Below are 24438 nucleotides of genomic sequence, written 5' to 3'. Positions count from 1 at the left end.
CTGGTATTCACCCCAGACACTGACTTTAACGGTACTGTTCCTGCTTTCACGTACACGGTTACCACAACCGCAGGTGATTTAGAAACAGCCAACATTAACTTAACCGTGAATGCTGTTGCAGATATTAAACCTGATACCAGCACAACGGATGAAGACACCCCAGTCATTATTGATGTCTTGAAAAATGATGGCTTTGCTCCTGGCGCGGTGATTACGGCAGTGAACGGTAGCCCGATTGCTGAAGGCACTTCAGTCACTGTGCCTAATGGCAACTTGGAATTGGTCAATGGCAAGCTGGTATTTACGCCAGCGCTTGACTTCAACGGTGTCGTACCAGGCTTTACCTACAGTGTTACTACGGCAGCAGGCGATATCGAAACCAGTACTATTCATATCTCTGTGAAACCGGTGATTGATCCTATTCCAGATGTCGTTACCTCCGAAATTGATAAACCTATCAATGTGGATATATTAGCGAATGATCCTAAGGTTGACCCTGGAACCATACACATTGTAGGTACTGATAAACCAGGTGATCCTTTAGTTGTACCAGGGGAAGGCACATGGACTATTAATCCTAATACAGGCATTTTAACCTTTACACCATTACCCACTTTCCATGCTGCGCCATCACCTATTAAGTACACGGTGACTGATGCTAATGGTGTTGTGTCTTCAGCGGCTATTGTTAAGATTAATATTCAACCCGTAGTTACGGATGACACAGTCATTGGTGCTAAACCAGACGTGCCTGTGATCGTTGATGTGTTAGCCAATGATAAAGGTGCTGATCCCACTACCGTTAAAATTGAGGGAGCTACTAATACAGACGGCTCTTTGGTAGTCGTTGGAGAGGGTGCTTGGACGGTAGATAAAATCACCGGCCAGATTACTTTTACGCCATTAAGCACTTTTCATGGTGATCCAGCACCCATTAGATATACCGTACAAAGCACCAGTGGCTTGCCTTCTAAGCCAGCAACAGTAACCATCCATGTTCAATTGGTTGCGCCGGTAGTAGCCAATGATACTGTGACAGCTAACCCCGATGTTCCCGTAACTATTGCAGTGTTAGGTAATGATAAAAATGTAGACCCCACTACCGTTAAAATTGTTGGCGCTACTAATACAAACGGTTCTTTAGTGGTGGCCGGAGAAGGCACATGGACGGTAGGTAACACTACCGGACAGATTACCTTTACACCTGTAGCCACCTTCCATGGCACTCCGACACCTATTCAATATACGGTAAGAAGTCCAGCTGGGGTGATCTCTGCACCGGCTAATGTGACCATTAAAGTGTTGCCTGTGCCAACAGAAATAGGCTCTCTGATTATATTAACTAATCCAGAGCCGCCTCTTTTTACCACCATACCCAGACCACTGCCGTTTGCATCATTGCCTTCAATACCGATTAAGCCTTTATGGGAAAACGATTGGTTTAAACCGGTGCCACTGGCGATGGTTGATGAGGTTGGCCAGTGTGATCTTTATCTGACAGCCATGCTAAAAAATCAGCTGGTAATTGAAAGAGAAGCTTATCATTTCGCTATTCCAGCGGGAACATTTAGGCACACAAATCCTAGTGAGCAGTTGGAATACACAGCAACAAAAGAAGATGGCACGCCGTTACCAAGGTGGTTGAAATTTGACGATAAAACTTTAACTTTCTCAGGCGTCCCTCCTAAAGGTGCTGTATCTGAAATGGTTATGGTCACCGTTAGGGATGCGTGTGGTGATGAGGTTCATGCAACGTTTTTTGTTAAGGTAAATAAAGAACACCGTGGCCATAGCAATCACGATAACCAACATAGTTTAAACAAAGGTAAGCTAGGGCTTAATAAGCAACTTCATGCCGCAGGCAAAATGGGCAGGCTACAAAACGGCCGGGAGTTATTGGATAACCTTAGCGCTGAGCAAGATGGAGAAAACGTGACTATACTTAAATCACAAAAGGGATAAAGCAGCGCAAAGCCTATTTATAGCGTCATAGATGCTGCTAAACAATTTGAAGTAACACTACACTAAAATTTAAACGGATTAAAATTATGAGATATTTGAATGCTCTTGGGGCTGCCATAGTAACCGCTGCAACTTTAACGGGTTGTGCGATTAAACCCCAACCGATAAGTGGTGATGAGCGACTAAAGAGTATGATGACTGACCAGTCAGAAATGTACAGTAAACAGGAATCTATCAAAGGCCCGATGACCTTTTATGATGCCTTGGCTCGCGCCTTAAAATATAATTTTGATCACCGTTTGACCATGATGGAAGCGGTACTACAAGATACCCAGTTATCGGTAGCGACTATTAATATGTTGCCTAAGTTAACCGCCAATGCTGGCTATTTGGGAAGACAGGATCAATTGTTTTCTGAAAGCCAGGATATTTTTGGCAACCGATCTTTAAGACAATCTACCTCACAAGATACCGGACGTGGCGTGGCTGATTTATCCTTTGCCTGGAATATCCTGGACTTTGGTGTCAGTTATTTTCAAGCCAAACAACAAGCTGATCGGGTGTTAATTGCTCAGGAAAGACGCCGTAAAGTAGTTAACAACTTAATTAAAGAAGTCTTGCAAGCTTATTGGAGTGCCAGCATTGCTGACCGTTTGTTGCCAAAATTAGTGCCGGTATTAGAACAATCTGAACGGGCTTTGGCATTAAGCAAAACCATTGAGGATGGCCGTTTGCAGCCTGTAGTGGGCGTATTGGAATATCAACGCAGCTTATTGCGCATCATTGACCAGCTTAAAAAATTAAAAGCTGATTTATCCGTGGCTAAACCCAAACTGGCTGGTTTGATTAATGCCCCCATGAGCACGCCGCTGGTTTTGGCAAATCCGGATACAACCCCAGAACCCCCTGAATTAAAAGTTCCCGTGGCGGAGCTGGAAAATTTAGGGCTGTTCTACCGCCCAGAATTACGTGAAGAAATGTATCAAGAGCGTATCAGCCGCACTGATGCCTGGAAAGAAATGCTCAAAGTGTTGCCGGGTATTACTATCCCGTTGTCGGTCAATTGGGATTCAAACTCCTTTTTGCTGCACCAAATGTGGCTTGAAGCCGGTGCTAGAACAACCTTTAACCTGATTAACCTGATTGCAGCACCTAAAATCTGGAAATCTGCACAAACCCAGATTGAAGTAGCCAAAACCCGTCGTAAAGCGCTATCTGTTACGGCTTTGGTACAAATTAACGTGGGCTATCAGCAATATTTAAGAGCCCTGGACAGTTATAAAAGCTCTACCGAGCTCAGCAAAGTCGATAACGGCATTTTTACGGCCGTATCCAACAGTGCCAATAACGATGCAGGTTCTGAACTTGAGCGTATCCATGCGGCAACGTCAGCTTTGGCTTCAGAACTTGAGAAAGAACAAAGCCTGTCAGAAGTCTATGCAGCGTTGGGTAATATCTACGCCTCTATTGGCCTAGACCCTGCTACCGGCAGTATAGAAAATGTTAATGTACGGACACTTTCTGCTAATCTGGAAAGAAATATGGATCGATGGTATAAGGGTCAATTACCCAAGCTACCTACAATAGCGATGGCCAAACCCGTTAACCTGAGTGCAAAATGAGAAGAAAATTAGTTGTTAGCGTTTTAGCGTTGCTGCCCTTGTCTATAAGTGCGGCATACGCTGAAACATCCACTATAGCTGAAGCTACTGTTTCGGAAGCCGCTGTAGAAATACCCGCTGTGGCTACCGAACAAGCTGCCGGTACTATCAAGGAAGATGTTTTACACTTACGCGCCCAACTTAAGGCGCGGCAAAGTACGCTAATTTCCAGTGAAATGGGCGGACGTATTAATGCCCTTAAGTTGCGTGATGGCGAGCGCTTTAGTAATAACCAAACCTTGGTTGAATTTAACTGCACGGTAGAAGATGCCCAGTTGAATAAAGCCAAGGCCACCTTGGAAAAGAAAAATAAAACCTACGAAGTCAACCAGCGTTTGGCGGAATTGAAATCGATTAGCACTTTAGAAGTATCGGTTGCTAAAACTGAAGCCGACGAAGCCAAAGCTGATGTCAGCGTCGCACAAGCGGTAATGCAGCGTTGCAGCATCCATGCGCCGTTTTCCGGCAAAGTGGTTGAGTTAATGGCTCGGGCGTATCAATCGGTGCGCCCGGGTGATCCATTAATGGAAATCATTGACGATAAAAATCTGGAGGTTGAGTTTATGGCACCTTCCAATGCCACGCCACATCTTAAACCAGGTAAACGTTTCCGGGTTACCTTGGATGAAATCGGCAAAACTTATAATGCTGAAATTATTCGCATTGGCGGTAAGGTTGATGCTGTCAGCCAGACCATTAAAGTCTATGGCCGTATTACCGATAAATCGGCAGAGTTATTGCCGGGTATGAGTGGGGCGATTGATCTGGCAGCGCTAAAATGAGTGACAGGCTTAACCATCAATTATTGCGGTTAACGCTGTTATTGCAATTAGAACGCAGAGCGCGTTTAGCACCTGCTGATGAACTGCCGTTTGTTATCGTTAATGAAACCACTGAGTTATTGCCTTATCGGCAGGCTATTCTCTGGCAAAAAGATCAGGCAAAGCTAGAGGCGGCATCCGGTGTTGCCAAGCCGGAAAAAAACAGCCCGTATGCATTGTGGTTAAAGCCGGTATTACAACATATTACCTGTGATCCGCGTGCGGCCTCAGTTATGGGATTTACCGCTGAGGATGTTCCTGAAGAGCTGGCCAAAGACTGGTATGAATGGTTGCCTGAACATGCGCTATGGATACCGCTGATAACGCCATCGGCTAGTAAGTATGGTTTGGTATTGTTTAGGGACAACGCCTGGACAGAAGCCGAAACCCAATTGGTGGGCTATCTTGCAGAAACCTATGGGCATGCGTTGGCACTGGCAGAAGCGGGGCCGCCACAACGTTCCTGGCTAGATCGTCTGCACAGCCGAAAAATACAGTTGTTGATTGCTGCTGTTTTATTGGCGGCGGCATGTTATCCGGTTAGGCAAGCGGTATTGGCGGAAGCGGAAGTTATTCCCATCAAGCCAAATTTGGTCAGAGCGCCGCTTGAAGGTGTGGTTGAGACGTTTTATGTGCAACCCAATGAAGAGGTCAAATTAGGTCAAAAGCTATTTTCATTGGACACCACACAGCTGCGCAGTCGTTTGGAAGTGGCAGAAGAAACACGCGATATCGCCAAAACCGAATATCTGCAAACCACTCAGCAAGCCATGCTTGATCCCACTGTTAAATCCAAGTTGGCGGGCTTAAAAAGCGAATGGGATCAACAGGTCGCTGAGGTGGATTATGTGCGTACGCTGTTAAAGCGATCAGTAGTCACAGCAACCCGTTCAGGGGTAACGGTATTTGATGACCCGAATGATTGGTTAGGCAAACCGGTCACGCAAGGTGAAAAAATATTGGCCGTTGCAGATCCTGCTGTGGTGGAGTTAGAAGTTCGTTTACCGATGGATGATTTAATTGCGCTGGAATCGGGGGCAGAAGTTTTGTTTTTCTCCAACATCAATCCGCATAAACCTTTGCACGCCAGCCTTAATTATTTTAGTTACCGTGCCACACCAACGCCTGCCGATATTATGGCTTACCGCCTAAAAGCGACCTTTACGGGCCATGATACATTGCCGCGCCTCGGTTACCGTGGTTCGGCCAAGCTTTATGGCACTCGCAAACCGTTCATCTTGTGGTTATTCCGTAAACCCATTCAAACAGTGCGTTTGTGGTTGACGTGGTAGCGGCAGCATTACCAGCAGATTCTGCAAAATCCCCGCCGTGGCCTGAATTACGTGATGATCTAGCGATTTTTTCTGGGCCAAAATCCCATGACGGGCTGCCAACCTGGACATTACACGACCCTTTGGCACACCGTTATTTTCGCTTAGGTTGGCTAGAGTTTGAATGTTTGCAGCGCTGGGGGATTGCTAATCCAGAACAGATTGCCAGCACTATAGAAGAGGAAACGCCTTTAGAAGCTGATGCAACCGACGTAGAGCAGTTTTGCTTGTTTTTGACTCATCAGCATTTAACAAAAGCAAATGGCGCTGAAAGCAGTCGGCGTTTTGCACAGCAATTAAAAGCCGGTAAATCCAGTTTTGGCGTGTGGTTATTGCATAATTATTTATTTATGCGCATTCCTTTGCTCAAAATAGACCCGTTCTTGAAAAGAATAGTGCCGTGTTTAGACATAGTATTTAAAAAACCATTTATCGTTGTTTTGGCAATCTTTGCCTGCTTGGCTTTTTATTTAGTTGCCCAGCAATGGACGCAGTTTACCCATAGTTTTATGTATGTGCTCACTCCCGAAGGGGTGCTGGCTACCGCTTGTATGTTGTCGCTATCTAAAGTAGTGCATGAGTTTGGTCATGCCTTTGCAGCCAGCCATTTTGGGTGTCGTGTGCCTACAATGGGAGTTGCTCTGTTATTGGGTATGCCGGTGCTATGGACTGATGTGACCGATGCCTGGCGCTTGTCGGATAGAAAGCAACGCTTGACGATTGATGCTGCTGGCATGATTGCCGAGTTAACCTTGGCAATTTTTGCAACCATACTGTGGACGATGTTGCCGGATGGGGCATTTCGCAGTGGTATTTATTTATTGGCCAGCACGGCATGGGTGTTAACACTGGCTATTAACCTCAATCCGTTTATGCGTTTTGATGGCTATTATCTGCTGGCCGATGGTTTGGATATTGCCAATTTGCAAGATCGCTCGTTTGCTTTAGCAAGGTGGCGCATGCGTGAAAGCTTATTCGGTTTTGGTCACCCCGCACCTGAAACATGGTCTAAAAACCGTTATCGACTATTGCTGGTTTACGCTTATGGCACCTGGATTTACCGGTTAATTTTGTTTACGGGTATCGCTTGGGCTGTGTATTATTTTTTCTTCAAAGTGTTAGGTCTTGCTTTGTTTGCTGTTGAAATAGGTTGGTTTGTTATTCGTCCGATGATAAAAGAAATTTCTGCCTGGCGTGAGCAAATCAAAGCCCATGATAAACCGATACGTCCGCGCTTGGCGTGGTTGCTTCCTATTGCGGCGCTTGCTATTTTGTTTGTGCCCTGGCAAACGCATCTGATTGTTCCAGGCTTATTGCATGCACAAGCGCAATCCACGCTGTACAGTCCGCAGCCTGCGCAAGTTAAAAAATTATGGGTACACGAAGGGGATACCGTCAAGGCAGGGCAGATTCTTATGGAATTGACCTCGCCTGATCTTGATTTTGAAATTGCCAGCGCACAGCGGGAATGGACGGAGCTATCCGATCAATTAGCTTCGCAGAGTTTGGAGCTGAGTTTGGCGCGGCATAATCCTATTGATGCCGAAACTTTACAATCGACGCTAGCAAAATTAGAGGGCTTGCGTGCGGCTCATAAAAAATTGACGGTACGCTCGGCATTTTCTGGACGGATTCGGGATTTATCGGATATTTTACGCCCTGGCGAGTGGCTGGCAAAAGATGAAGTTCTGGGTGATGTAGAAACGCCGGTGGCAACGGTTGTTGCTTATGCAGAAGAAGCTGATGTCGGGCGTTTAAAACTGGATGGGGCAGGGCGTTTTTATCCTGAAGGTGGTGATTTGTCGCCGTTTGGCGTGAGTGTCCTTACGATTGATAAAACCGGTACCCGTCAGCTTAATCTGGAAGAATTAGCTTCAACGCATGGTGGCGCGATTGCGGTACGTCCTGATGCTGAGCGGCGTTTGGTGCCGGAACAAGGCATTTACCGTGTTTTATTGCAAGTAGAGAACAGCAATTCTAAATTACCGATCACTGTGCGCGGCAGATTATCATTGGAAACACCGCCAGAAAGTCTGGTTGAGCGCGTATTGCGTTCAGCGGCGGCAGTGGTTATCCGTGAAAGTGGCTGGTAGTGAATCACTGCGTAATCAGTGAAATCTTTCTTTTGTAGAGACGCAAAATTTTGCGTCTCTACAGACAATTTCAGCAACTCATTACATAACGTTCCAAACTGCGTAAGATGCCATCCGGCTCTTGCGTTGCCATGCGGGTAATCTCATCCGCCCGTTGCTGGGTATCGGCAACCGCATATATCCGCAACTCATCCGCATTCCCTGAAGGACGCAAGTGGGCAATGTCATTATTGGCAAAGTAGATGCGCACGCCATCGGTATAATTAATCTGCGTAATTTCAGAGAATCCTTTTTCGGGCGAAAAAAAGCCAAGTAGGGCTTTGCTAATAGCATCCAGGGCTTTTATTTCCAGTGGACTTACGGTTTGTGCGTCATTGTGCTCATTAAAGGCTGTGATACCAGTGTCTGAAAATGTGACCGTGCAAGCAGCAGAAAGGGACGGTGAAAACTGTTTTACTATGGCAAGCCCCTGTGATTTTGGAAATTGCTTAAGTAAAGCTGCGCTACTGTAACGTTTTGGTAAACGGGAGAATAGGGCGGTTAGAGAGATTTTCTCGTGGTGCGCGCTTGCTAAAGCGGCCAAAATAGGTAGTACGGCATCGCGTGTCGGCAATGCGGTCAGTTTTTTGCCGTTACGGATAATATCTGAACCGGTCAAAAAACCACCGTTGGCTTCAAAACCGCATACCGATTGCTTGCCTTGTGCTAGCGCCTTCTCCATGCCAGCAATCACATACGGTGAGCCAATACGGGTTTTAGGTTGAAGCATGTCTTTTAGATTGCCGTGATCGACAGCATCGTTACTGCTAATAGGAACAACAATGGCTTTAGCGCCTAAAAATTCTGCGGTTATCATGCCGACCAGATCGCCACTAAAAAAGCGCACAGCTGAGGTATTTGCGTCTATAGCCAGTATGAGTGGGCGGTCACTGTCACCATCTGTAGATATAATGGCATCAAAAGCACCATGTTTTAACACGGCCTCATCATATAATGCCTGAATAGTAGCAAGTTGAGCTGCTTGAATGTTTTCGGTATCAATAGGCACAAAGGTTTCGCTGCGGCCAATAGGGAGCACAAACGCACCCAAACTACGTAGAATGTCTAACACTAGGTCGCGCCCCACAGCCGAATGTTGATAGACCAATACGCGCATTCCCGTTAAAGCCTCAGAGCCGAAAAAGTCTATATAACGTTGAATATAGGCTTGGGCGGCTTGATGATGTTCAGGCGTTAATTCGTTAGGTTCCTGTTTTAAAAAACCATCTACGGTGAATAAAGAATCTTCAAGAGATTGCGCGTAAAATTGTGCACGCACTTGCTTAACTTTGTCATTAATGGGATTTTCGTGCTGTTTGAGCAGCTCACCACTCGCTGTATTAGTCTTATAGCCATTACGGTCGAAGGGGATATGGCTGCCTGTTACCATAATGCTACCTTTGCCCTGCAACACGGCATAATAGGTTAACGCCGGCGTGGGAATTTGTCCCTGATTGCTGGGAATCATCCCGGAATAACGGATGGCTTGTTCAATAACCTGCGCCAGTTTTCCGCGATTGCCTTGTTCTTTGACATACTGGCTTGAGCTAGGGCGTAAGTCGTAGGCGTAATAAAAGGTTTCTCCACGGTTAATGCCCCCCTCTGTTTTTGGCAAAGATTGTAAAAATTCAAGCTCAGCGACTACGTTAATAAAAACTTCCAAATGTGTTAAGTGAATCACCTCTGCGCGTCTACCACTGGTACCAAATTGTAATTCTTTTGGCGTATAACTGAGATTTATTCTAAGTGGCTCTTGTGATTTAGTAAAGATTGTCATAGAATAGTCCCGCTACCTCAATATGTAATACGCAAAAAACTTTCAATTATAGCCCCTAAAAAACGCATTATAAAAAATATTTTGCTCAATTTTAGGCGTTTATTTTAGTCTACTGCTTAAATTAAAAACGCTTTTAGTTTTTTTTTTCAGAAATACTGATATAATTCCCAGAGTAAGTTAAATGCTGTGCCAAGTACAGTGCGTTATTAATTACATAAGGAAGAAGCCATGCTTATCTTGACTCGTCGAGTAGGTGAAACTTTAATGATTGGTGATGAGGTTACGGTCACGGTTCTTGGAGTGAAAGGGAATCAAGTTCGTATAGGGGTTAACGCGCCAAAGGAAGTTTCAGTACATAGAGAAGAAATTTACGAAAGGATTAAAAAGGAATTGGCTGAGTCAGCAGGGTCGACGGGTTCCACACAATAGGATTCAGGAGGGATGGCCGAGAGGCTGAAGGCGCTCCCCTGCTAAGGGAGTATGGGCTTTAACTCCCATCGAGGGTTCGAATCCCTCTCTCTCCGCCATAACAATTAAGCACTGTTAATTTTAACTATTGACATATAGATAATTAAAAGTCACAATGCAGGGCTAAACAAAGCGCCCGTAGCTCAGCTGGATAGAGTAATCGGCTACGAACCGATCGGTCGGGAGTTCGAATCTCTCCGGGCGCGCCATTTTAAGAGCAAAAAAATAATTCCCCTGTAGCTCAGCAGGTAGAGCAGGTGACTGTTAATCACCTTGTCGGCGGTTCGAGCCCGTCCGGGGGAGCCAAGTAAATGAAGGGCTTGCAGCAATGCAAGCCCTTTTTTTTGCCTGCCGTCCGGTCTAATTCCGGTGAGTCAGGTTATTAAGTCTTCGACTCACATTTCTCCTATCTCCATCATCCATATAGATTCTTTACAAAGATTACTTGGATTTGATACCCAAAATTTAAGAATCTGCCCAATAGATACCATCAATGGTATTATCCATCGCCTCCTGTACCAGAGCCTCCTACTTACGAAGGATGATTTTGTAGCGCTGGTAAAACGCTAAGAAAAAACAAACTATCATTGATCTGTTGGAAGAACACGGAACACCTTGCGGCAGAAATCGGCACGGATTACGGCGATTTTGATTGAACTTTAGAGCCTTTTGTTGATTAGTATCCTAAAATTGTTTTTAAAAGCTTGATAATTTAAAAGGAAAATAGTGATAACTGATTACCATGCTAAGTATTATGCCTATGAACTAACACGCCAATGTGCGGCAGGTGACGTTGACAGGTTATCTCAATCCCTATTCGATGCAACTGTTGACCTCAATCCTCATCAAATAAATGCTGCACTTTTTGTACTTCAAAACCCACTTAATAAAGGCGTTATCCTTGCTGATGAAGTAGGATTAGGAAAGACTATCGAAGCGGGGCTGGTACTTTGCCAGTATTGGGCAGAACGTAAACGGCAATTGCTGATTATCTGTCCTGCATCATTACGCAAACAATGGGCGCAAGAGCTACAAGATAAATTCAACTTACCCTCGCAAATTCTCGATGTCAATACTTGGCGACAGTTAAAAAAACAGGGTGTCTATAATCCCCTTAATAACAACTGTATCACTATACTGTCCTACCATTTTGCAGTACGACTAGAAGATTATTTGATTGCTGAATCATGGAATCTAGTTGTTATGGATGAGGCGCATAAACTACGCAATGTTTACCGCCCTAACAATAAAATGGGGCAAGTGCTAAAGCAGGTATTCTATGGACGACAAAAGTTACTTTTAACAGCCACACCGTTACAAAATTCATTATTAGAGCTTTATGGATTATCGACTTTACTTGATGAACATCTTTTTGGTGATGAAAAATCTTTTCGGCAACATTACATCACAGGTAATGATGGTGTAAATCAACTCAAGCAGCGTTTAAAGCCGTTTGTTAAACGAACGCTGCGAAAACAAGTTTTAGAGTATGTCCGTTACACAGAGCGCAAGACCATTACCGTGCCTTTCACGCCTTCTGATGTAGAGATGCAACTCTACAATGGAATTACCGCCTTGCTCGAACGCGAGGACAGCTATGCTTTACCTAAACGTCACCGCCACCTGACGGGTTTGATTTTACGAAAGTTGCTTGCTTCTAGCACTTACGCGGTACACCGTACATTATTGGCGATAAAACAACGATTAGAAACACTTCAAAACCAGCAAATTGACGATGCGGGTTTTATTTCAAAATTGATTGAAGATGATGATTTAGAAGCCGATTATCTTGAAGAATTAGACAGTGACACCGTAGAGGATGCTGAACAGCCTATCGACAAAGAACAGCTAAATAATGAGATTCTTGAATTACAAAGCCTTATTGAACAAGCTGAAAAAATTAACGATGACAGCAAAGCCAAAGCCTTATTGATTGCCTTAAATCAAGGCTTTGAACAAATGGCGGTTATGGATGCACCGCGCAAAGCCGTTATTTTTACCGAATCCAAACGAACCCAAGAATATTTATTTAACTACCTAACGGCGAATCAATACCAAGATAAATTAATTACCTTTAGTGGCACTAACAATAGCCCAGAAGTTACCCACGTTTATCAACAATGGCTAAAAGAAAATAAAGGTTCAGATAAAATCACAGGTTCACCGCAAATAGACAGAAGAACCGCACTGATTGACCATTTCCAGCATCATGCCGAAATCATGATTGCAACTGAGGCAGCCGCCGAAGGGGTCAACCTGCAATTCTGTTCACTGCTTATCAACTATGATTTACCTTGGAATCCGCAACGCATAGAACAACGCATTGGTCGTTGTCATCGGTATGGGCAAAAATTCGATGTGGTCGTCATCAATTTTCTCAATCAAAGCAATTATGCCGACCAGCGGGTATTGGAGCTTTTAGCGAGCAAGTTTCATTTATTCGATGGTGTTTTTGGTGCATCGGATGATGTGCTAGGCTCGATAGAATCAGGAATTGATTTTGAAAAACGCATTCAAGCCATTTACCAAGCCTGTCGCACAACAGAGCAGATTGAATCGGCTTTTACTCAACTTCAAAAAGAAATGGAAGTTGAAATTAACAAACAAATGCAGGAAACCCAACGGCAATTGCTGGATAACTTTGATGAAGATATTCACGATTTGCTTAAATTACAGCTCGATCAAACTAAACAACGGCTTGATAAAATTAGTCGTTTATTTTGGTTAGTAACCAAACACCAACTCAAAACACACGCCAGTTTTGATGAGCATCGACATAGCTTTAATCTACAAAGCACTGTTACAAAAGAAATACCACTGGGATGGTATAAACTGACAGGTAAGCATCAAAACCAAACAGACGTAGCGAATGCCCACGTTTATCGTTTAAATCATCTTTTAGGTGAATGGGTGTTAGAAACCGCTAAAAATACACCGACACCTTCAGCGCACATCACGTTTAATTATGCCGCACATGGTGCAAAAATTAGCGTCATTGAATCGTTACTTGGGCAATCGGGTACGTTGAAGGTGCAGCAATTCAGCATCGAAGCACTAGAACGCAGAGAAGATCATCTTTTATTTACCGCCACTACCGAAACAGGTGAAATCCTGCCTGCTGAAACAGCACAAAAACTGATGCAGTTACCCGCCATGGCTTGTGAACAACAAACCGTTTTAACCAGTTCGGCTATTGAAGAATCGCTGACCGTTGCAAAAAATGGCATCTTAAGAACCGTCAACACGCGCAACCTGCTGTTTTTTGATGAAGAGGTCAATAAACTGGATCATTGGGCGGATGATTTAAAGTTTGGTCTTGAACAAAGCATTAAAGAAATTGATGTGCAAATTAAAGAAGTCCGTCGTAATGCCAAAATAGCGGTAACCTTGGAAGAAAAATTAGTGTGGCAGAAAAAGCAACGGGATTTAGAACGAACCCGTAACAAGCAACGCAAAGAGTTATTTGATAGACAAGATGAAGTCGATGAACGCCGAGAAGCCTTAATCGAACAACTGGAAAGTAAATTGAATCAAAAGACACAAGCAGAAGATTTATTTATCATTCGTTGGCGTATTCAATAAATAAAACTCACCCATTGGGTAAAAGTGACAGCAATCGCCATTGTTCTCATGGGTGACTATCAGCAAACCAAACAAAAGAGGAAATGATTATGACGAAAACCTTTTCATTCGATAACAAACCACTATGAACCGCCTAACCGCCTTAACCTTACTCAGAAAAACCAAACCGCTATTACAACAACAATTCGGCGTTAAACAGTTGGCTTTGTTTGGCTCTACTGCGCGTGATGAAGCGGGCGAAAATAGTGATGTCGATATTTTAATCAGTTTTGACAGCCCTGCTACGTCAGCGCGTTATTTTGGTGTGCTATTTTATTTAGAAGACTTATTAGGTTGTGCCGTTGATTTGGTCACTGAAAAAGCGTTGCGTCCAGAATTACGCCCGTTTGTTGAGAAGGAGGCGATAGATGTCTGATGCTACCGTGCGAGAATGGCGTTTTTATCTAAGCGACATGATTGAGTTTGCTGAAAAAGTGCTGTGTTACACCGAAGGCTTTGACCAGCAACGCTTTATTAACAGCGGTTTAAATTACGATGCCACGGTGCGAAATTTAGAATTGATTGGTGAAGCGGCAACACACATACCAGAAACCATCCGCAGCCAGCATTCCCACATCCCTTGGCGTATGATGATTGCTACGCGCAACCGTTTAATTCATGGTTATTTGGGTATTGATAACGATATTTTGTGGAGCATTATTCAAACCGACATACCCGCCCTATTACCGCAATTGCAGCAGTTACAACAAACCATTTTATGAGTAAACAAAAACTAGAATTGACATGGATAGGTAAGGAAAAACGCCCGCGTTTAGAGCCGCGTATTTTGCTGGAAGATAAGGAAAAATCCTATCATGCTAAACACCGTGTGACGGATAACGACAGTTTCGACAACCGTTTGATTTTTGGTGATAACTTACTGGCGTTGAAAGCCTTAGAGCAAAACTATACGGGCAAAGTGAAATGTGTTTTTATCGACCCGCCGTATAACACGGGCAGTGCATTCACGCATTACGATGATGGTTTAGAGCATTCGATTTGGTTGGGTTTAATGCGCGACCGTTTGGAAATTATCCATACTTTGCTGGCTGATGATGGTTCGTTGTGGATTACGATTGATGACAACGAAGCGCATTATTTGAAGGTGTTGTGTGATGAGTTGTTTGGACGAAGTAATTTTGTTGCAACAATTATTTGGGAGAAAAGAACGACACGCGAAAATAGACGTGTATTTTCATTCAAACATGATTTTGTTTTAGTCTACGCAAAACAAAAAACTATATTTGATTTCATTAGAAATCCGCTTCCATTAAATGATACTGTTTTAGATAGATATAAAAATCCTGATAATGACCCTCGAGGCTCTTGGCAATCAATTTCAGCAAATGCACAGGCTGGTCATGCAACTGCCTCACAGTTTTACACACTAATTGCTCCTAATGGAAAGGAACATAATCCACCAAAAGGAACATGTTGGCGATATACAAAATTACGAATAGAAGAAGAAATTAGTAATGGAAATATATGGTTTGGTAAAGATGGAAATGGAGTTCCAAGAATTAAAAAATTTTTACGAGATAGTGAAGATTCTGGATTAACACCAGAAACTATTTGGTACGCAGCTGATGTAGGTACAAATGACGAGGCAAAGAAAGCTGCGCTCACTCATCAACATGATGAAGCTGTTTTTGATAGTCCTAAACCAGAAAGATTACTTAATCGCATATTACATATAGCCACAAATCCAAACGACCTAGTCCTAGACTCCTTCGCAGGCTCAGGCACAACAGGCGCAGTTGCCCACAAAATGGGGCGGCGATGGATAATGATTGAACTGGGCGAACATTGCCACACGCACATCATTCCACGTTTGCAAAAAGTAATTGATGGCACAGACCAAGGCGGTATTTCTAAAACCATGAACTGGCAAGGTGGCGGCGGTTTTCGTTATTACAAACTTGCACCGTCACTGTTAGAACAAGACCGTTGGGGGCAATGGGTTATCAATAAAGCCTACCATGCAGAAATGTTGGCGGAAGCGGTCTGTAAAAATCAAGGCTTCACTTACGCACCCTCAGACAGCCAATGGTGGAAACATGGCTATTCGTCCGAAAATGATTTTGTTTACGTCACCACGCAAAATCTTTCACCACAACAATTACAGGATTTATCCGACGACGTGGGCGATTGTTCCTTATTGGTGTGTTGCTCAGCGTTTCGCGGTAAAGCTGACCAATTCCCGAATTTAACGCTCAAGAAAATTCCCAAAATGTTACTGCACAGTTGCGAATGGGGACATGATGATTACAGTTTAAATGTGGCGAATTTACCAATGGCGCAACCGTCTGAGTTAAAACCGATTGAAACCAAAAAACGCAAAGATAACGGTACGCTGGATTTGTTTGGTGATGATTTGTGATGTATGAATTAACTGCTCATGCCCAACAGAGTTTGCAAAAACGCAGTAATATCCGTTTAGAATGGTTAGAGCAAGCCATTACAACCCCGCAACTTGTTCATATTGACCCAACAGATGCTGAGTTAGAACATCGATTAGCTAGAATTGATGAATTTGAAGGGCGAGTATTGCGGGTTATCGTCAATCCTAAGACCCGTCCAATTCGTGTAATTACTGCCTTTTTCGATAGAAATATGAGAAATAAATTATGAAACTAAATATTGATGAAGTAGCTGACGCATTGCATTTACAGCTTGTAGAGGCTGAAGTGGTTGAATCAGAAGAAATCGCAGCCGGCATTATTTTAGATTACGATGCAGCGGGCGAGGTTGTGGGTTTAGAAGTCTTGTATTTAAGTAAACGCCATCATCCTATTGATTTATTAGATTTTCAATTTCAAACCCATCGCAAACCTAGTAATGCAAGTACTACTGCATCGGTAGTCGCATGAAACAGCGAAGCATTGAAAATTTAACAGGACGTTTAAGTTTACGAATGCCACAGCGCGAATCATTGGAAGCCTTGCAAAAAGCCATTGCGACCACGCCCGGTATTTTACATCCAAAACGTGATGTGCCTGGTTTGTTGGAAGCCTTAAAAACTGAGTTTGCAACGCTAACCGATTTTGAGCGTGATTTCCCCTCGTTGTGTTTTGCCTTGGCAACAGGCGTCGGTAAAACGCGCTTAATGGGGGCTTTTATCAGTTATTTGCATTTAGCGCATGGCATTAGTAATTTCTTTGTTTTAGCGCCGAATTTAACAATTTATAACAAACTCATTACCGACTTTACACCGAACACGCCGAAATATGTGTTTAAAGGCATTTCAGAATTCGCCTTTAATTCACCAAAAATAATCACAGGCGACGACTACGAAACAAAAGGACGGGTGTTTGATGTTTTCACCTCAGTTTCGATTAATATTTTCAACATTTCTAAAATCAATTCAGAAGTACGTGGTGGCAAATCGCCAAAAATAAAACGCTTATCGGAATACCTGGGTGATAGTTATTTTAATTATTTAGCTGAATTACCCGATTTAGTGTTGTTGATGGATGAATCGCATCGTTATCGCGCTGATGCAGGGGTACGCGCACTCAATGAACTGAAGCCATTACTGGGTTTAGAGCTGACGGCAACGCCATTCACAGAAAGTACCAAAGGCACTGTGCCGTTTAAAAATGTGGTGGTGGATTATCCATTAGCAAAGGCAATGGATGATGGTTTTGTCAAAGAACCGGCGGTGGTCACACGGCGCAATTTTGATCCTAAACAATACACCACTGAAGAACTTGAGCGTATCAAGCTCATGGATGGAATTAGGCTGCATGAAACGACAAAAGTAGAGCTACTGACTTACTCGCGTGAAAATGAAGTGCCGGTAGTAAAACCGTTTATGCTGGTCATCGCCCGCGATACCACGCACGCTAAACAATTGCTGGATTTGATGGAATCGCCCGCCTTTTTTGAGGGGCGCTATCAAGGCAAAATCATTCAAGTCGATAGCAGTAAAACAGGTGCAGCCGAAGAAGAAATGATAACGCGGTTGTTAGCGGTAGAAGATCATGATGAACCGACCGAAGTGGTGATTCACGTTAATATGCTCAAAGAAGGGTGGGACGTGACTAATCTTTACACCATTGTGCCGTTACGCGCCGCGAATGCCCGCACCTTGATTGAGCAGTCTATTGGTCGTGATTTGCGTTTACCTTATGGCAAACGCACGGGTGTGGTCGCGGTTGATAGATTAAACATCGTCGCTCATGACCGTTTTCAAGAAATTATTGATGAAGCAAATAATCCGCAAAATCCGTTACGTTTAAAACAAGTTATTCTCGATGCGCCGTCAAACACAGAAAAACAAAAAAGTGTCGTTGTCCCGCCAAATTTAGAGCGGTTAATCAATGGTAAAACCAGCACTGAAAACAAAACGACTTCCAATCCTGAAACGCTGCCTATTTTCAAAAATATGGCTGAAATAGCCGTTGCTCAAATTGCTGTCTCAGAATTGCATAAATTGCAGCACCAGCCAAGCACTGCACCGACAAGCAAAGCATTACTTAACAACGCAGTTCAGCAACGTATTATTGAATCAGTCACCGAACATTTAACGACAGGTCAACAGAATCTACCAAACGAACAAGAACCCGTTGATGTGGCTGAAATCGTTAAAAAAACGATTGATTTGATGGTGCAACAAACTATCGACATTCCGCGTATTGTTGTTGTGCCTAAAGGTAACGTCTCTTCCGGGTACAAATTGTTTAAGTTGGATTTGAGCGGTTTAAATTTACAGCCGTCAGAACGCGATATTATTCTTCAAAGTTTGCAAACCAATGAACAAGCGTTCATGAATTCTCAAGTGGGTTTAACCGAACGACGCCCCGAAGATTATATTGTTCATGCGTTGATTGACTATGACGATATATCTTACGACGATCACGCTGATTTAATTTACGATTTGGCAACGCAAACTGTCGATTATCTGAATAGTTATTTATCAGAAGATGAAGTGAATAACGTACTGAGCAATAATCGTCAATTGATTGCGAGAACGATATACACGCAAATGACAGAGAATTTTTGGGAAAAAGCCGATGATTATGAAGTCGAAATACGCAGCGGTTTCACGCCATTAAAAAGTTGCGCTTATACCGTTGCTGAAAATCAACCCATTTACTCTTATCGAGATACGATTGCCGATAAGTCTAAAATCAAACAAATGCTTTTTGGGAATTTCAATAATTGTTTATACCCGCTGCAAAAATTTGATTCAGATACTGAACGCCGTTTTGCGGTGATTTTAGAACGTGACGCACAAAAGTGGTTTAAACCTGCAAAAGGTCAATTCCAAATTTATTACAAAGACGGCATTGAACACCCTGAATACATTCCCGACTTTGTCGCTGAAGCTGAAGATTATATCTTGATGGTGGAAACAAAATCCCAAGCTGAAATGGCAGATAAAAAAGTGTTATCCAAGGCTAATGCAGCAATTAAGTGGTGTCAGAATGCGAGCAGTCATCTATTAAAAAACGGTGGGAAAACGTGGAAGTATTTATTAATTCCGCATGATGAAGTGAAAGAAAATTTTCAGTTAAACGATTATTTGCGTAAATTTGAGAAATTGTAAGTTTTTAAACTGGCTATTTCAGGTTATATTTAGTGTTAGTGCGTTGGTCATGCACGCACAAGTACGCGAAAAAAAACGGGATCAATTTGAATGAAGGCTTAGAACGATGCTACTTGGAATAATTAAACAATAACTGAGAAACCTCTGAAAGCCCGTAAAAGGTTAAAGCCAGCATAAAGTCATATCCCAAGCCCTTAATTAGGCTGGGATATGACATCTAAATACACCTCAAAAATTCTCTTTTACAAAGTATGGCTTCTACGAACAGTGCGTTTTACAGACGTATGAGCCGAAAAATCAGGCCGTAAATCCCCAGCCGAGATAATATTGTCACCAAAGGCTTCCACCACAAATTCATCCAAAGGCCGCTTAGACCAGCGCGGATCACCTAATACCTCTTCCATGATGTGAATATCATAGCCATGCTTACCCTCTCTTCGCTTCATCCGAACCCAACCGTCCCTAGCCGTATCAATCACCTCAAACACCGATTCACGCCAAACCGTTACTTCACCAGATAATGGATAACTACTAACCAATAAAAAACGATGCCCCATATTATCCACACAATCATAAATATCCGCCCTAAGTAAACCTTTAACATGAACACGATTACGATAAAGATCGCCGTCAACCCGACATTCCGTACACCACCCAACGTAAAAATTATTTAAACTATATGGTATTTGCAATACGCAGGCCATGCCATGAATACCGACGGACTTTACAAAAGTTACAACCTGGACCATCTTGCCGACATTCCGCACCCTCCTATTCAGAATTTGCATATAATTTAACATACCGATTTCCAAGCAAGCTAATCAGTTGATGGTGATGTTCATTGCAGTTCAGTATGACTTCCCGACAACTATCGACTAGCAGGACATGGATACCGGTAAAGAACTGGAACACCCACCGAGCGGTAGGCTTTGCGGTGGCCGCTCCAATTTGGCTTGGAAACGTTTGCTTGGTCTGCGCAAGTGTTTGACGGATACGGTACTCCAACGCGCCGAAGACCAAGAGACAAAGGGTCATAATCGCCATTAAAGCCATAATGCGTTTGGGTGATTTGAGAAACAAGGTATCTGCCATGAACCAGGGGTCTTTCAAAAAACGGAAACCATGTTCGACTTTTTGTTGGCCTGGTGTATAGAGCTCCAGCATTTTCTCATGGCTGAGCTGCGCTTCATCCAGTTGGTTGCTGGCGATAATAAGCAGCTTTTAGCCTGTATCTTATGGCATCTTGTTTCAAGAACAGATGCCACGCCCGCTTCAATGCGATAGCGGATGATATCGGGTAACTGGCCTTTACGCGGCCGGCCCTTTTTAGTGAAACTGGCCGCCTCAATAATTTCAGGGTCGTGCAAGGCGACAACTTTCAGGATTTTTTGTAATTTTGCCAAAGCAGCCTTTGCATCCGCGACACAGGCGAAGGTCTGGTTGGCCAAGGCAGTGAACGCATTATGCTCGGCCTGGCTTTGTTTCAGGTGCTGTTTGTTTACTGTTTGCTCGGCACGCTCACGGGCCGCCTGGCTATAAACAATCAGCCAGCGTTGGTTAACACCGCCATAGTTGGAGCCCAGTACAGTAAAGGCACGTTCTGGTTGGTCAAGCATCCATTCACCGGAGACGGCCAGGATTAATTCGCGGATACCGCCAACCGTTGCAGGAACACGGGTAACCCAGGGGAAGCTGCCCAGGTCCTGCAGGGTTTCTGCTGCATATAAGGCGCTATCAGCAACAACCAGCGAAAGCCCGACACCCGTGCTCAGCTGTTCAATGTGATCATTCAGCGTCTGGCGAAAGCTGGCCTTGTCACTACTGTTGCCGCTGAGTGGTTCCATCAACAACGGTATGCCAGCCTGATGCTCGCTAATCAGCTGCAACACCACCTGGTTTAGGTCGGGGCGATGGTCGCGGCTATAACCCTGGGTAATATGGATCAGGCCTTCTGGCACAGTCTCCTCGTGGCTATTGTAGACACCATCCACATGAAAACTGGTGGCATCCAGGTGGCCTATTTTACAGTCGAGTCCAAGGCGCTTGACGGCTTGGGCGGCCAGTTGCCCGTACAATTCTTCTGGGCCGTAAGCGTAAACAGCATCCAAAGCCCTTCCCAAGGCATCATCGTTGAGATGGTCAGCCTCAATGCCTTCCCCCAACAGGCGTTCGATGGGCTTATCCTTGAAAAAGTGTGGCATCAGGTACAGTGTCCTGTTGACAAAGCCAAGGCCATTCAAAATCATGGCCTTGACGCATTGTCCTACAGAAACGTTTCGTTGCTGGTGGTCTTGTATGATCAAGGTATCGATCAATTTGGGTAGACCCAATTCGTCAACCATCCCGGCGACAAGTCCAAGATGGTCCAGGTTGTAACTTTTGTAAAGTCCGTCGGTATTCATGGCATGGCCTGTGTATTGCAAATGCCATATAGTTTAAATAATTTTTACGTTGGGTGGGGTGCAGAATGTCGGCATAACCAACAACTATTACACGAAATTGAAATTTTGCCACCGGAACTTCAAAAGCAAAAGCAACTGCTCAAAAAGAGAACCGTAGGCGAATACAGGGATAAAATCGTCATTCATGATGATTTTGATACACCTCTGCCCGATGACTTTTGGCTAGGCGAATAAATGAACATGTTGCTGGATACGCACACATTCCTTTGGTTAAGAAATGCGCCCGAAAAAATACCAGAACACGTATTAACAGCGTATTACGATATCAAATTTGTTATGGTAGCCAGTGCCGGTGCCGATGAATAAACAGTTGTAAATTATATTAACCAAAAACGTAAGATAGCGTAACGATGTGAAGTGTAGGCTTTATGAAATCAGCATCACGCATCTATCTGATCAACCATGACAATGTATTATTATAACATTGTTAAACAGCCCTCAAAAAACACCTCCAATTTCAATTCAGCGCTGTCTTTGCCGTGCTAGAATGCTTCTAAATTTAATACCAGCGAGATAAGCACATGACAGCAAACATCGGTTTAATTGGCCTTGCAGTAATGGGACAAAATTTAGTTCTCAACATGAATGACCACGGCTTTAAAGTCGCCGTTTTCAACCGTACCACAAGCACAACGCATGAATTTCTGGAAGGCCCTGCTAAAGGTACGCAAGTTACCGGCACAGATTCCTTGGAAGAGCTGATTGCTCAACTTGAATCCCCGCGCATTGTCATGTTAATGGTTAAAGCCGGTGAAGTGGTCGATCAATACATCGATAAGCTGGTGCCGTTGCTGTCCGCTGGCGATATTATCGTTGATGGCGGCAATTCGCTGTTTGCCGATACCAACCGACGTACCGCACAACTTAAAGAAAAAAATATCAACTACATTGGCACGGGTGTTTCTGGCGGTGAAGAAGGCGCAAGAAACGGGCCTTCCATTATGCCCGGCGGTAATAAAGCCGCATGGCCTGCGGTTAAACCGATTTTCCAGGCGATTAGCGCGAAAGTTAATGGCGAACCGTGTTGTGAATGGGTCGGTGATAACGGCGCTGGCCACTACGTCAAAATGGTGCATAACGGCATTGAGTACGGCGACATGCAGCTGATTTGCGAGGCCTATCAATTACTATCCGAAGGTTTAGGGTTAAGCGCCGCTGAAATGCACGACATCTTTACCGAATGGAATAAAGGCAAATTAAGCTCCTATCTGATTGAAATCACCGCCGCTATTTTGGCTTTTAAAGATACTGACGGTAATCCGCTGCTGGAAAAAATCCTTGATACCGCTGGCCAAAAAGGTACCGGCAAATGGACGGGTATTAATGCTTTAGATTTGGGTATTCCGCTTACCTTAATTGGTGAATCGGTGTTTGCACGCTGCTTGTCTGCCCAAAAAGAGGAACGGGTTAAAGCCGCACAAGCGTTGCCAAAACACGCAGCAACGCCTTTTACCGGTGATAAACAAGCCATGATTGCTGCCATCGGCGATGCGCTTTATGCAGCTAAAATTATTTCTTATGCGCAAGGTTTCTGGTTAATGCGCGAAGCCTCTAAAGAATACACTATGGCGCTTAACTACGGCGAAATTGCCTTGATGTGGCGCGGCGGCTGTATTATCCGTAGCCATTTTTTAAATGATATTAAAAAAGCCTACGAAACTAACCCACAATTAGAAAACCTGTTATTGGCCGATTACTTCGTAGATGCCATGACCCAAACTGACACAGGCTGGCGCAAGTCGGTTATTTTAGGCATAGAGCAGGGCATTCCTACGCCTGCATTATCGTCTGCGTTAGCGTTTTACGACGGCTACCGCACTGAGCGTTTGCCCGCCAATTTATTACAGGCGCAGCGGGATTATTTTGGCGCACATACTTATGAACGAATTGATCAGCCCAGAGGTCAATTTTTTCATACGGATTGGACTGGCTATGGCGGCAAAACGGCATCAGGTACATACACTGTATAAAATAGTAACCGTTCGTGGTGAGCTTGTCGAACCACCAGCTTCGCAACTGGAGCCCTTCGACAAGCTCAGGGCGAACGGAATTTTTCTTAAACGAACAGTATTGAGACATGACCCCGGCGCCCGTTATTCGTTAGAGCACAGGGTATTACTATGCCCTATTGCTTTTTTAACAGATGCTGCAACACGAAATCAGCAATCCTTTCGATCGTCGGTTCAAAGCTTGACCATTCCTCGGTGGCCGGTTTGATGCCGAAGTGTTTTTCGACTGCCAAAAGAAAAAGTGACAGGTCATCGGTATAGATATAGAAATCTTTGACTATGTGCGTGGCACGGGAAACCTCTTCCCTTTCAATAAAACCAATCTCGCGCACAAAAATGTCGATCACCGTTTCGATAATCTCATCTTTAGATGAAATCGCGCCAGCGTTACTTTCCATTGCGTTCTTCATAAGCACACATGCCGATGCTGATGGCGTCGTAGACGGCCAAACCAACGGCTACGAAGGGCAGTGCGCGCCCCACAATACCAAAGACCCGAATCGTGCCAAACGTGCCCTTCGCCACGCGCGCGGCGGCGGAGCCGTGCGGAAGCCTTGCCATGGGGAAAAACTTGAGGCCATAGTGACTTATTAAATTGGTGTACTTGCTTGAGCCTAGAGCATGTGGACGACCGAGATGCATC

The 24438-nt window shown here is 44.1% G+C and carries 22 protein-coding genes and 3 tRNA genes; 19 read left to right on the top strand and 6 right to left on the bottom strand.

Annotation, left to right across the window (positions count from 1 at the left end):
- From ACHZC4_RS12585 to ACHZC4_RS12565, 5 genes are all read left to right on the top strand, one after another.
- A partial coding sequence (locus ACHZC4_RS12585; RefSeq protein WP_394754211.1) for an Ig-like domain-containing protein occupies window positions 1–1962 on the top strand: 1962 nt, incomplete at its 5' end.
- A gap of 86 nt (window positions 1963–2048) precedes the next feature.
- Window positions 2049–3584 carry a TolC family protein gene (locus ACHZC4_RS12580; RefSeq protein ID WP_394754210.1) on the top strand — a complete coding sequence of 512 codons (1536 nt, stop codon included), beginning with the start codon at window positions 2049–2051 and terminating at the stop codon, window positions 3582–3584.
- Window positions 3581–4405, top strand: a complete 825-nt coding sequence (locus ACHZC4_RS12575) for an efflux RND transporter periplasmic adaptor subunit (RefSeq protein WP_394754209.1) — start codon at window positions 3581–3583, stop codon at window positions 4403–4405. The genes ACHZC4_RS12580 and ACHZC4_RS12575 overlap by 4 nt, the downstream gene beginning before the upstream one ends.
- The gene (locus ACHZC4_RS12570) at window positions 4402–5736 is read left to right on the top strand and encodes an efflux RND transporter periplasmic adaptor subunit (RefSeq protein WP_394754208.1); all 1335 of its coding nucleotides are present in this window, start codon (window positions 4402–4404) and stop codon (window positions 5734–5736) included. The genes ACHZC4_RS12575 and ACHZC4_RS12570 overlap by 4 nt, the downstream gene beginning before the upstream one ends.
- Window positions 5721–7868, top strand: a complete 2148-nt coding sequence (locus ACHZC4_RS12565; RefSeq protein ID WP_394754206.1) for a biotin/lipoyl-binding protein — start codon at window positions 5721–5723, stop codon at window positions 7866–7868. The genes ACHZC4_RS12570 and ACHZC4_RS12565 overlap by 16 nt, the downstream gene beginning before the upstream one ends.
- A gap of 70 nt (window positions 7869–7938) precedes the next feature.
- Here the strand turns inward: ACHZC4_RS12565 and ACHZC4_RS12560 are convergent, their stop codons facing one another.
- On the bottom strand, window positions 7939–9684 hold the full coding sequence (locus ACHZC4_RS12560) for a hypothetical protein (RefSeq protein WP_394754205.1): 1746 nt from the start codon (window positions 9682–9684) through the stop codon (window positions 7939–7941).
- A 228-nt stretch (window positions 9685–9912) separates the two neighbouring features.
- Between ACHZC4_RS12560 and csrA the strand changes: the two genes are divergently transcribed.
- The 11 genes from csrA to ACHZC4_RS12505 all read left to right on the top strand — a co-directional run bounded on the left by csrA (window position 9913) and on the right by ACHZC4_RS12505 (window position 19324).
- Complete coding sequence (csrA, locus tag ACHZC4_RS12555; protein WP_394754204.1) at window positions 9913–10113, top strand: carbon storage regulator CsrA; 201 nt, start codon at window positions 9913–9915, stop codon at window positions 10111–10113.
- A 6-nt stretch (window positions 10114–10119) separates the two neighbouring features.
- A tRNA-Ser gene (locus ACHZC4_RS12550) sits at window positions 10120–10211 on the top strand.
- Between the two features lie 73 nt (window positions 10212–10284).
- Window positions 10285–10361 (top strand) — tRNA-Arg (locus ACHZC4_RS12545).
- 21 nt (window positions 10362–10382) lie between these two features.
- A tRNA-Asn gene (locus tag ACHZC4_RS12540) sits at window positions 10383–10458 on the top strand.
- Between the two features lie 420 nt (window positions 10459–10878).
- Window positions 10879–13734 (top strand): SNF2-related protein, encoded by a 2856-nt coding sequence (locus ACHZC4_RS12535; protein WP_394754203.1) that lies wholly within the window; start codon window positions 10879–10881, stop codon window positions 13732–13734.
- A gap of 124 nt (window positions 13735–13858) precedes the next feature.
- Window positions 13859–14149: a nucleotidyltransferase family protein gene (locus tag ACHZC4_RS12530; RefSeq protein WP_394754202.1), complete on the top strand. Its 291-nt coding sequence runs from the start codon at window positions 13859–13861 to the stop codon at window positions 14147–14149.
- Window positions 14142–14495 carry a DUF86 domain-containing protein gene (locus ACHZC4_RS12525; RefSeq protein ID WP_394754201.1) on the top strand — a complete coding sequence of 118 codons (354 nt, stop codon included), beginning with the start codon at window positions 14142–14144 and terminating at the stop codon, window positions 14493–14495. Before ACHZC4_RS12530 ends, ACHZC4_RS12525 begins: the two co-directional genes overlap by 8 nt.
- Window positions 14492–16153 carry a site-specific DNA-methyltransferase gene (locus tag ACHZC4_RS12520; protein ID WP_394754200.1) on the top strand — a complete coding sequence of 554 codons (1662 nt, stop codon included), beginning with the start codon at window positions 14492–14494 and terminating at the stop codon, window positions 16151–16153. Before ACHZC4_RS12525 ends, ACHZC4_RS12520 begins: the two co-directional genes overlap by 4 nt.
- Window positions 16153–16404 (top strand): DUF4258 domain-containing protein, encoded by a 252-nt coding sequence (locus tag ACHZC4_RS12515; protein WP_394754212.1) that lies wholly within the window; start codon window positions 16153–16155, stop codon window positions 16402–16404. Before ACHZC4_RS12520 ends, ACHZC4_RS12515 begins: the two co-directional genes overlap by 1 nt.
- Window positions 16401–16643: a DUF2283 domain-containing protein gene (locus ACHZC4_RS12510; RefSeq protein WP_394754199.1), complete on the top strand. Its 243-nt coding sequence runs from the start codon at window positions 16401–16403 to the stop codon at window positions 16641–16643. The genes ACHZC4_RS12515 and ACHZC4_RS12510 overlap by 4 nt, the downstream gene beginning before the upstream one ends.
- Window positions 16640–19324 (top strand): DEAD/DEAH box helicase, encoded by a 2685-nt coding sequence (locus ACHZC4_RS12505; protein ID WP_394754198.1) that lies wholly within the window; start codon window positions 16640–16642, stop codon window positions 19322–19324. The genes ACHZC4_RS12510 and ACHZC4_RS12505 overlap by 4 nt, the downstream gene beginning before the upstream one ends.
- A gap of 242 nt (window positions 19325–19566) precedes the next feature.
- Here ACHZC4_RS12505 and ACHZC4_RS12500 read toward each other — a convergent pair whose 3' ends face one another.
- From ACHZC4_RS12500 to ACHZC4_RS12490, 3 genes are read right to left on the bottom strand one after another with little or no spacing between them, the layout of a single operon-like run.
- Window positions 19567–20073 (bottom strand): hypothetical protein, encoded by a 507-nt coding sequence (locus tag ACHZC4_RS12500; protein ID WP_394754197.1) that lies wholly within the window; start codon window positions 20071–20073, stop codon window positions 19567–19569.
- 22 nt (window positions 20074–20095) lie between these two features.
- Window positions 20096–20488: a hypothetical protein gene (locus ACHZC4_RS12495; protein ID WP_394754196.1), complete on the bottom strand. Its 393-nt coding sequence runs from the start codon at window positions 20486–20488 to the stop codon at window positions 20096–20098.
- Window positions 20431–21654: an IS1634 family transposase gene (locus ACHZC4_RS12490; RefSeq protein WP_394754195.1), complete on the bottom strand. Its 1224-nt coding sequence runs from the start codon at window positions 21652–21654 to the stop codon at window positions 20431–20433. The genes ACHZC4_RS12495 and ACHZC4_RS12490 overlap by 58 nt, the downstream gene beginning before the upstream one ends.
- A gap of 30 nt (window positions 21655–21684) precedes the next feature.
- Between ACHZC4_RS12490 and ACHZC4_RS12485 the strand changes: the two genes are divergently transcribed.
- The 3 genes from ACHZC4_RS12485 (at window position 21685) to gnd (ending at window position 23756) form a co-directional block, all read left to right on the top strand.
- Window positions 21685–21960, top strand: coding sequence for a hypothetical protein (locus ACHZC4_RS12485; RefSeq protein ID WP_394754194.1), 276 nt, complete (start codon window positions 21685–21687; stop codon window positions 21958–21960).
- The gene (locus tag ACHZC4_RS12480; protein ID WP_394754193.1) at window positions 21961–22092 is read left to right on the top strand and encodes a hypothetical protein; all 132 of its coding nucleotides are present in this window, start codon (window positions 21961–21963) and stop codon (window positions 22090–22092) included. It begins immediately after the preceding gene.
- A 215-nt stretch (window positions 22093–22307) separates the two neighbouring features.
- Entirely contained in the window at window positions 22308–23756 is a 1449-nt protein-coding gene (gene gnd / locus ACHZC4_RS12475) for a decarboxylating NADP(+)-dependent phosphogluconate dehydrogenase (protein WP_394754192.1), read from the top strand.
- 155 nt (window positions 23757–23911) lie between these two features.
- Here the strand turns inward: gnd and ACHZC4_RS12470 are convergent, their stop codons facing one another.
- Both ACHZC4_RS12470 and ACHZC4_RS12465 read right to left on the bottom strand, forming a co-directional pair.
- Window positions 23912–24205 carry an acyl carrier protein gene (locus ACHZC4_RS12470; protein ID WP_394754191.1) on the bottom strand — a complete coding sequence of 98 codons (294 nt, stop codon included), beginning with the start codon at window positions 24203–24205 and terminating at the stop codon, window positions 23912–23914.
- On the bottom strand, window positions 24183–24438 hold a 256-nt coding region (locus ACHZC4_RS12465; RefSeq protein WP_394754190.1), incomplete at its 5' end, for a hypothetical protein. The genes ACHZC4_RS12465 and ACHZC4_RS12470, both read right to left, overlap by 23 nt.

This window comes from Crenothrix sp., assembly GCF_043729335.1.
In the GTDB taxonomy this organism is placed as follows: domain Bacteria; phylum Pseudomonadota; class Gammaproteobacteria; order Methylococcales; family Methylomonadaceae; genus Crenothrix.
Note: the sequence above shows the minus strand (reverse complement) of the source record. Positions and strands in the feature narration are given on the sequence as shown.

Excerpts from the sequence above, each read along its gene's own strand:
- ACHZC4_RS12520 (WP_394754200.1), top strand. The coding sequence starts at position 14,492 with ATGAGTAAACAAAAACTAGAATTGACATGGATAGGTAAGGAAAAACGC.
- ACHZC4_RS12485 (WP_394754194.1), top strand. The coding sequence starts at position 21,685 with ATGGTCCAGGTTGTAACTTTTGTAAAGTCCGTCGGTATTCATGGCATG.
- ACHZC4_RS12575 (WP_394754209.1), top strand. The coding sequence starts at position 3,581 with ATGAGAAGAAAATTAGTTGTTAGCGTTTTAGCGTTGCTGCCCTTGTCT.
- ACHZC4_RS12495 (WP_394754196.1), bottom strand. The coding sequence starts at position 20,488 with ATGCTGGAGCTCTATACACCAGGCCAACAAAAAGTCGAACATGGTTTC.
- ACHZC4_RS12515 (WP_394754212.1), top strand. The coding sequence starts at position 16,153 with ATGTATGAATTAACTGCTCATGCCCAACAGAGTTTGCAAAAACGCAGT.
- ACHZC4_RS12505 (WP_394754198.1), top strand. The coding sequence starts at position 16,640 with ATGAAACAGCGAAGCATTGAAAATTTAACAGGACGTTTAAGTTTACGA.
- csrA (WP_394754204.1), top strand. The coding sequence starts at position 9,913 with ATGCTTATCTTGACTCGTCGAGTAGGTGAAACTTTAATGATTGGTGAT.
- ACHZC4_RS12570 (WP_394754208.1), top strand. The coding sequence starts at position 4,402 with ATGAGTGACAGGCTTAACCATCAATTATTGCGGTTAACGCTGTTATTG.
- ACHZC4_RS12530 (WP_394754202.1), top strand. The coding sequence starts at position 13,859 with ATGAACCGCCTAACCGCCTTAACCTTACTCAGAAAAACCAAACCGCTA.
- ACHZC4_RS12510 (WP_394754199.1), top strand. The coding sequence starts at position 16,401 with ATGAAACTAAATATTGATGAAGTAGCTGACGCATTGCATTTACAGCTT.
- ACHZC4_RS12500 (WP_394754197.1), bottom strand. The coding sequence starts at position 20,073 with ATGGTCCAGGTTGTAACTTTTGTAAAGTCCGTCGGTATTCATGGCATG.
- ACHZC4_RS12580 (WP_394754210.1), top strand. The coding sequence starts at position 2,049 with ATGAGATATTTGAATGCTCTTGGGGCTGCCATAGTAACCGCTGCAACT.
- ACHZC4_RS12525 (WP_394754201.1), top strand. The coding sequence starts at position 14,142 with ATGTCTGATGCTACCGTGCGAGAATGGCGTTTTTATCTAAGCGACATG.
- gnd (WP_394754192.1), top strand. The coding sequence starts at position 22,308 with ATGACAGCAAACATCGGTTTAATTGGCCTTGCAGTAATGGGACAAAAT.
- ACHZC4_RS12560 (WP_394754205.1), bottom strand. The coding sequence starts at position 9,684 with ATGACAATCTTTACTAAATCACAAGAGCCACTTAGAATAAATCTCAGT.
- ACHZC4_RS12470 (WP_394754191.1), bottom strand. The coding sequence starts at position 24,205 with ATGAAGAACGCAATGGAAAGTAACGCTGGCGCGATTTCATCTAAAGAT.
- ACHZC4_RS12480 (WP_394754193.1), top strand. The coding sequence starts at position 21,961 with ATGAACATGTTGCTGGATACGCACACATTCCTTTGGTTAAGAAATGCG.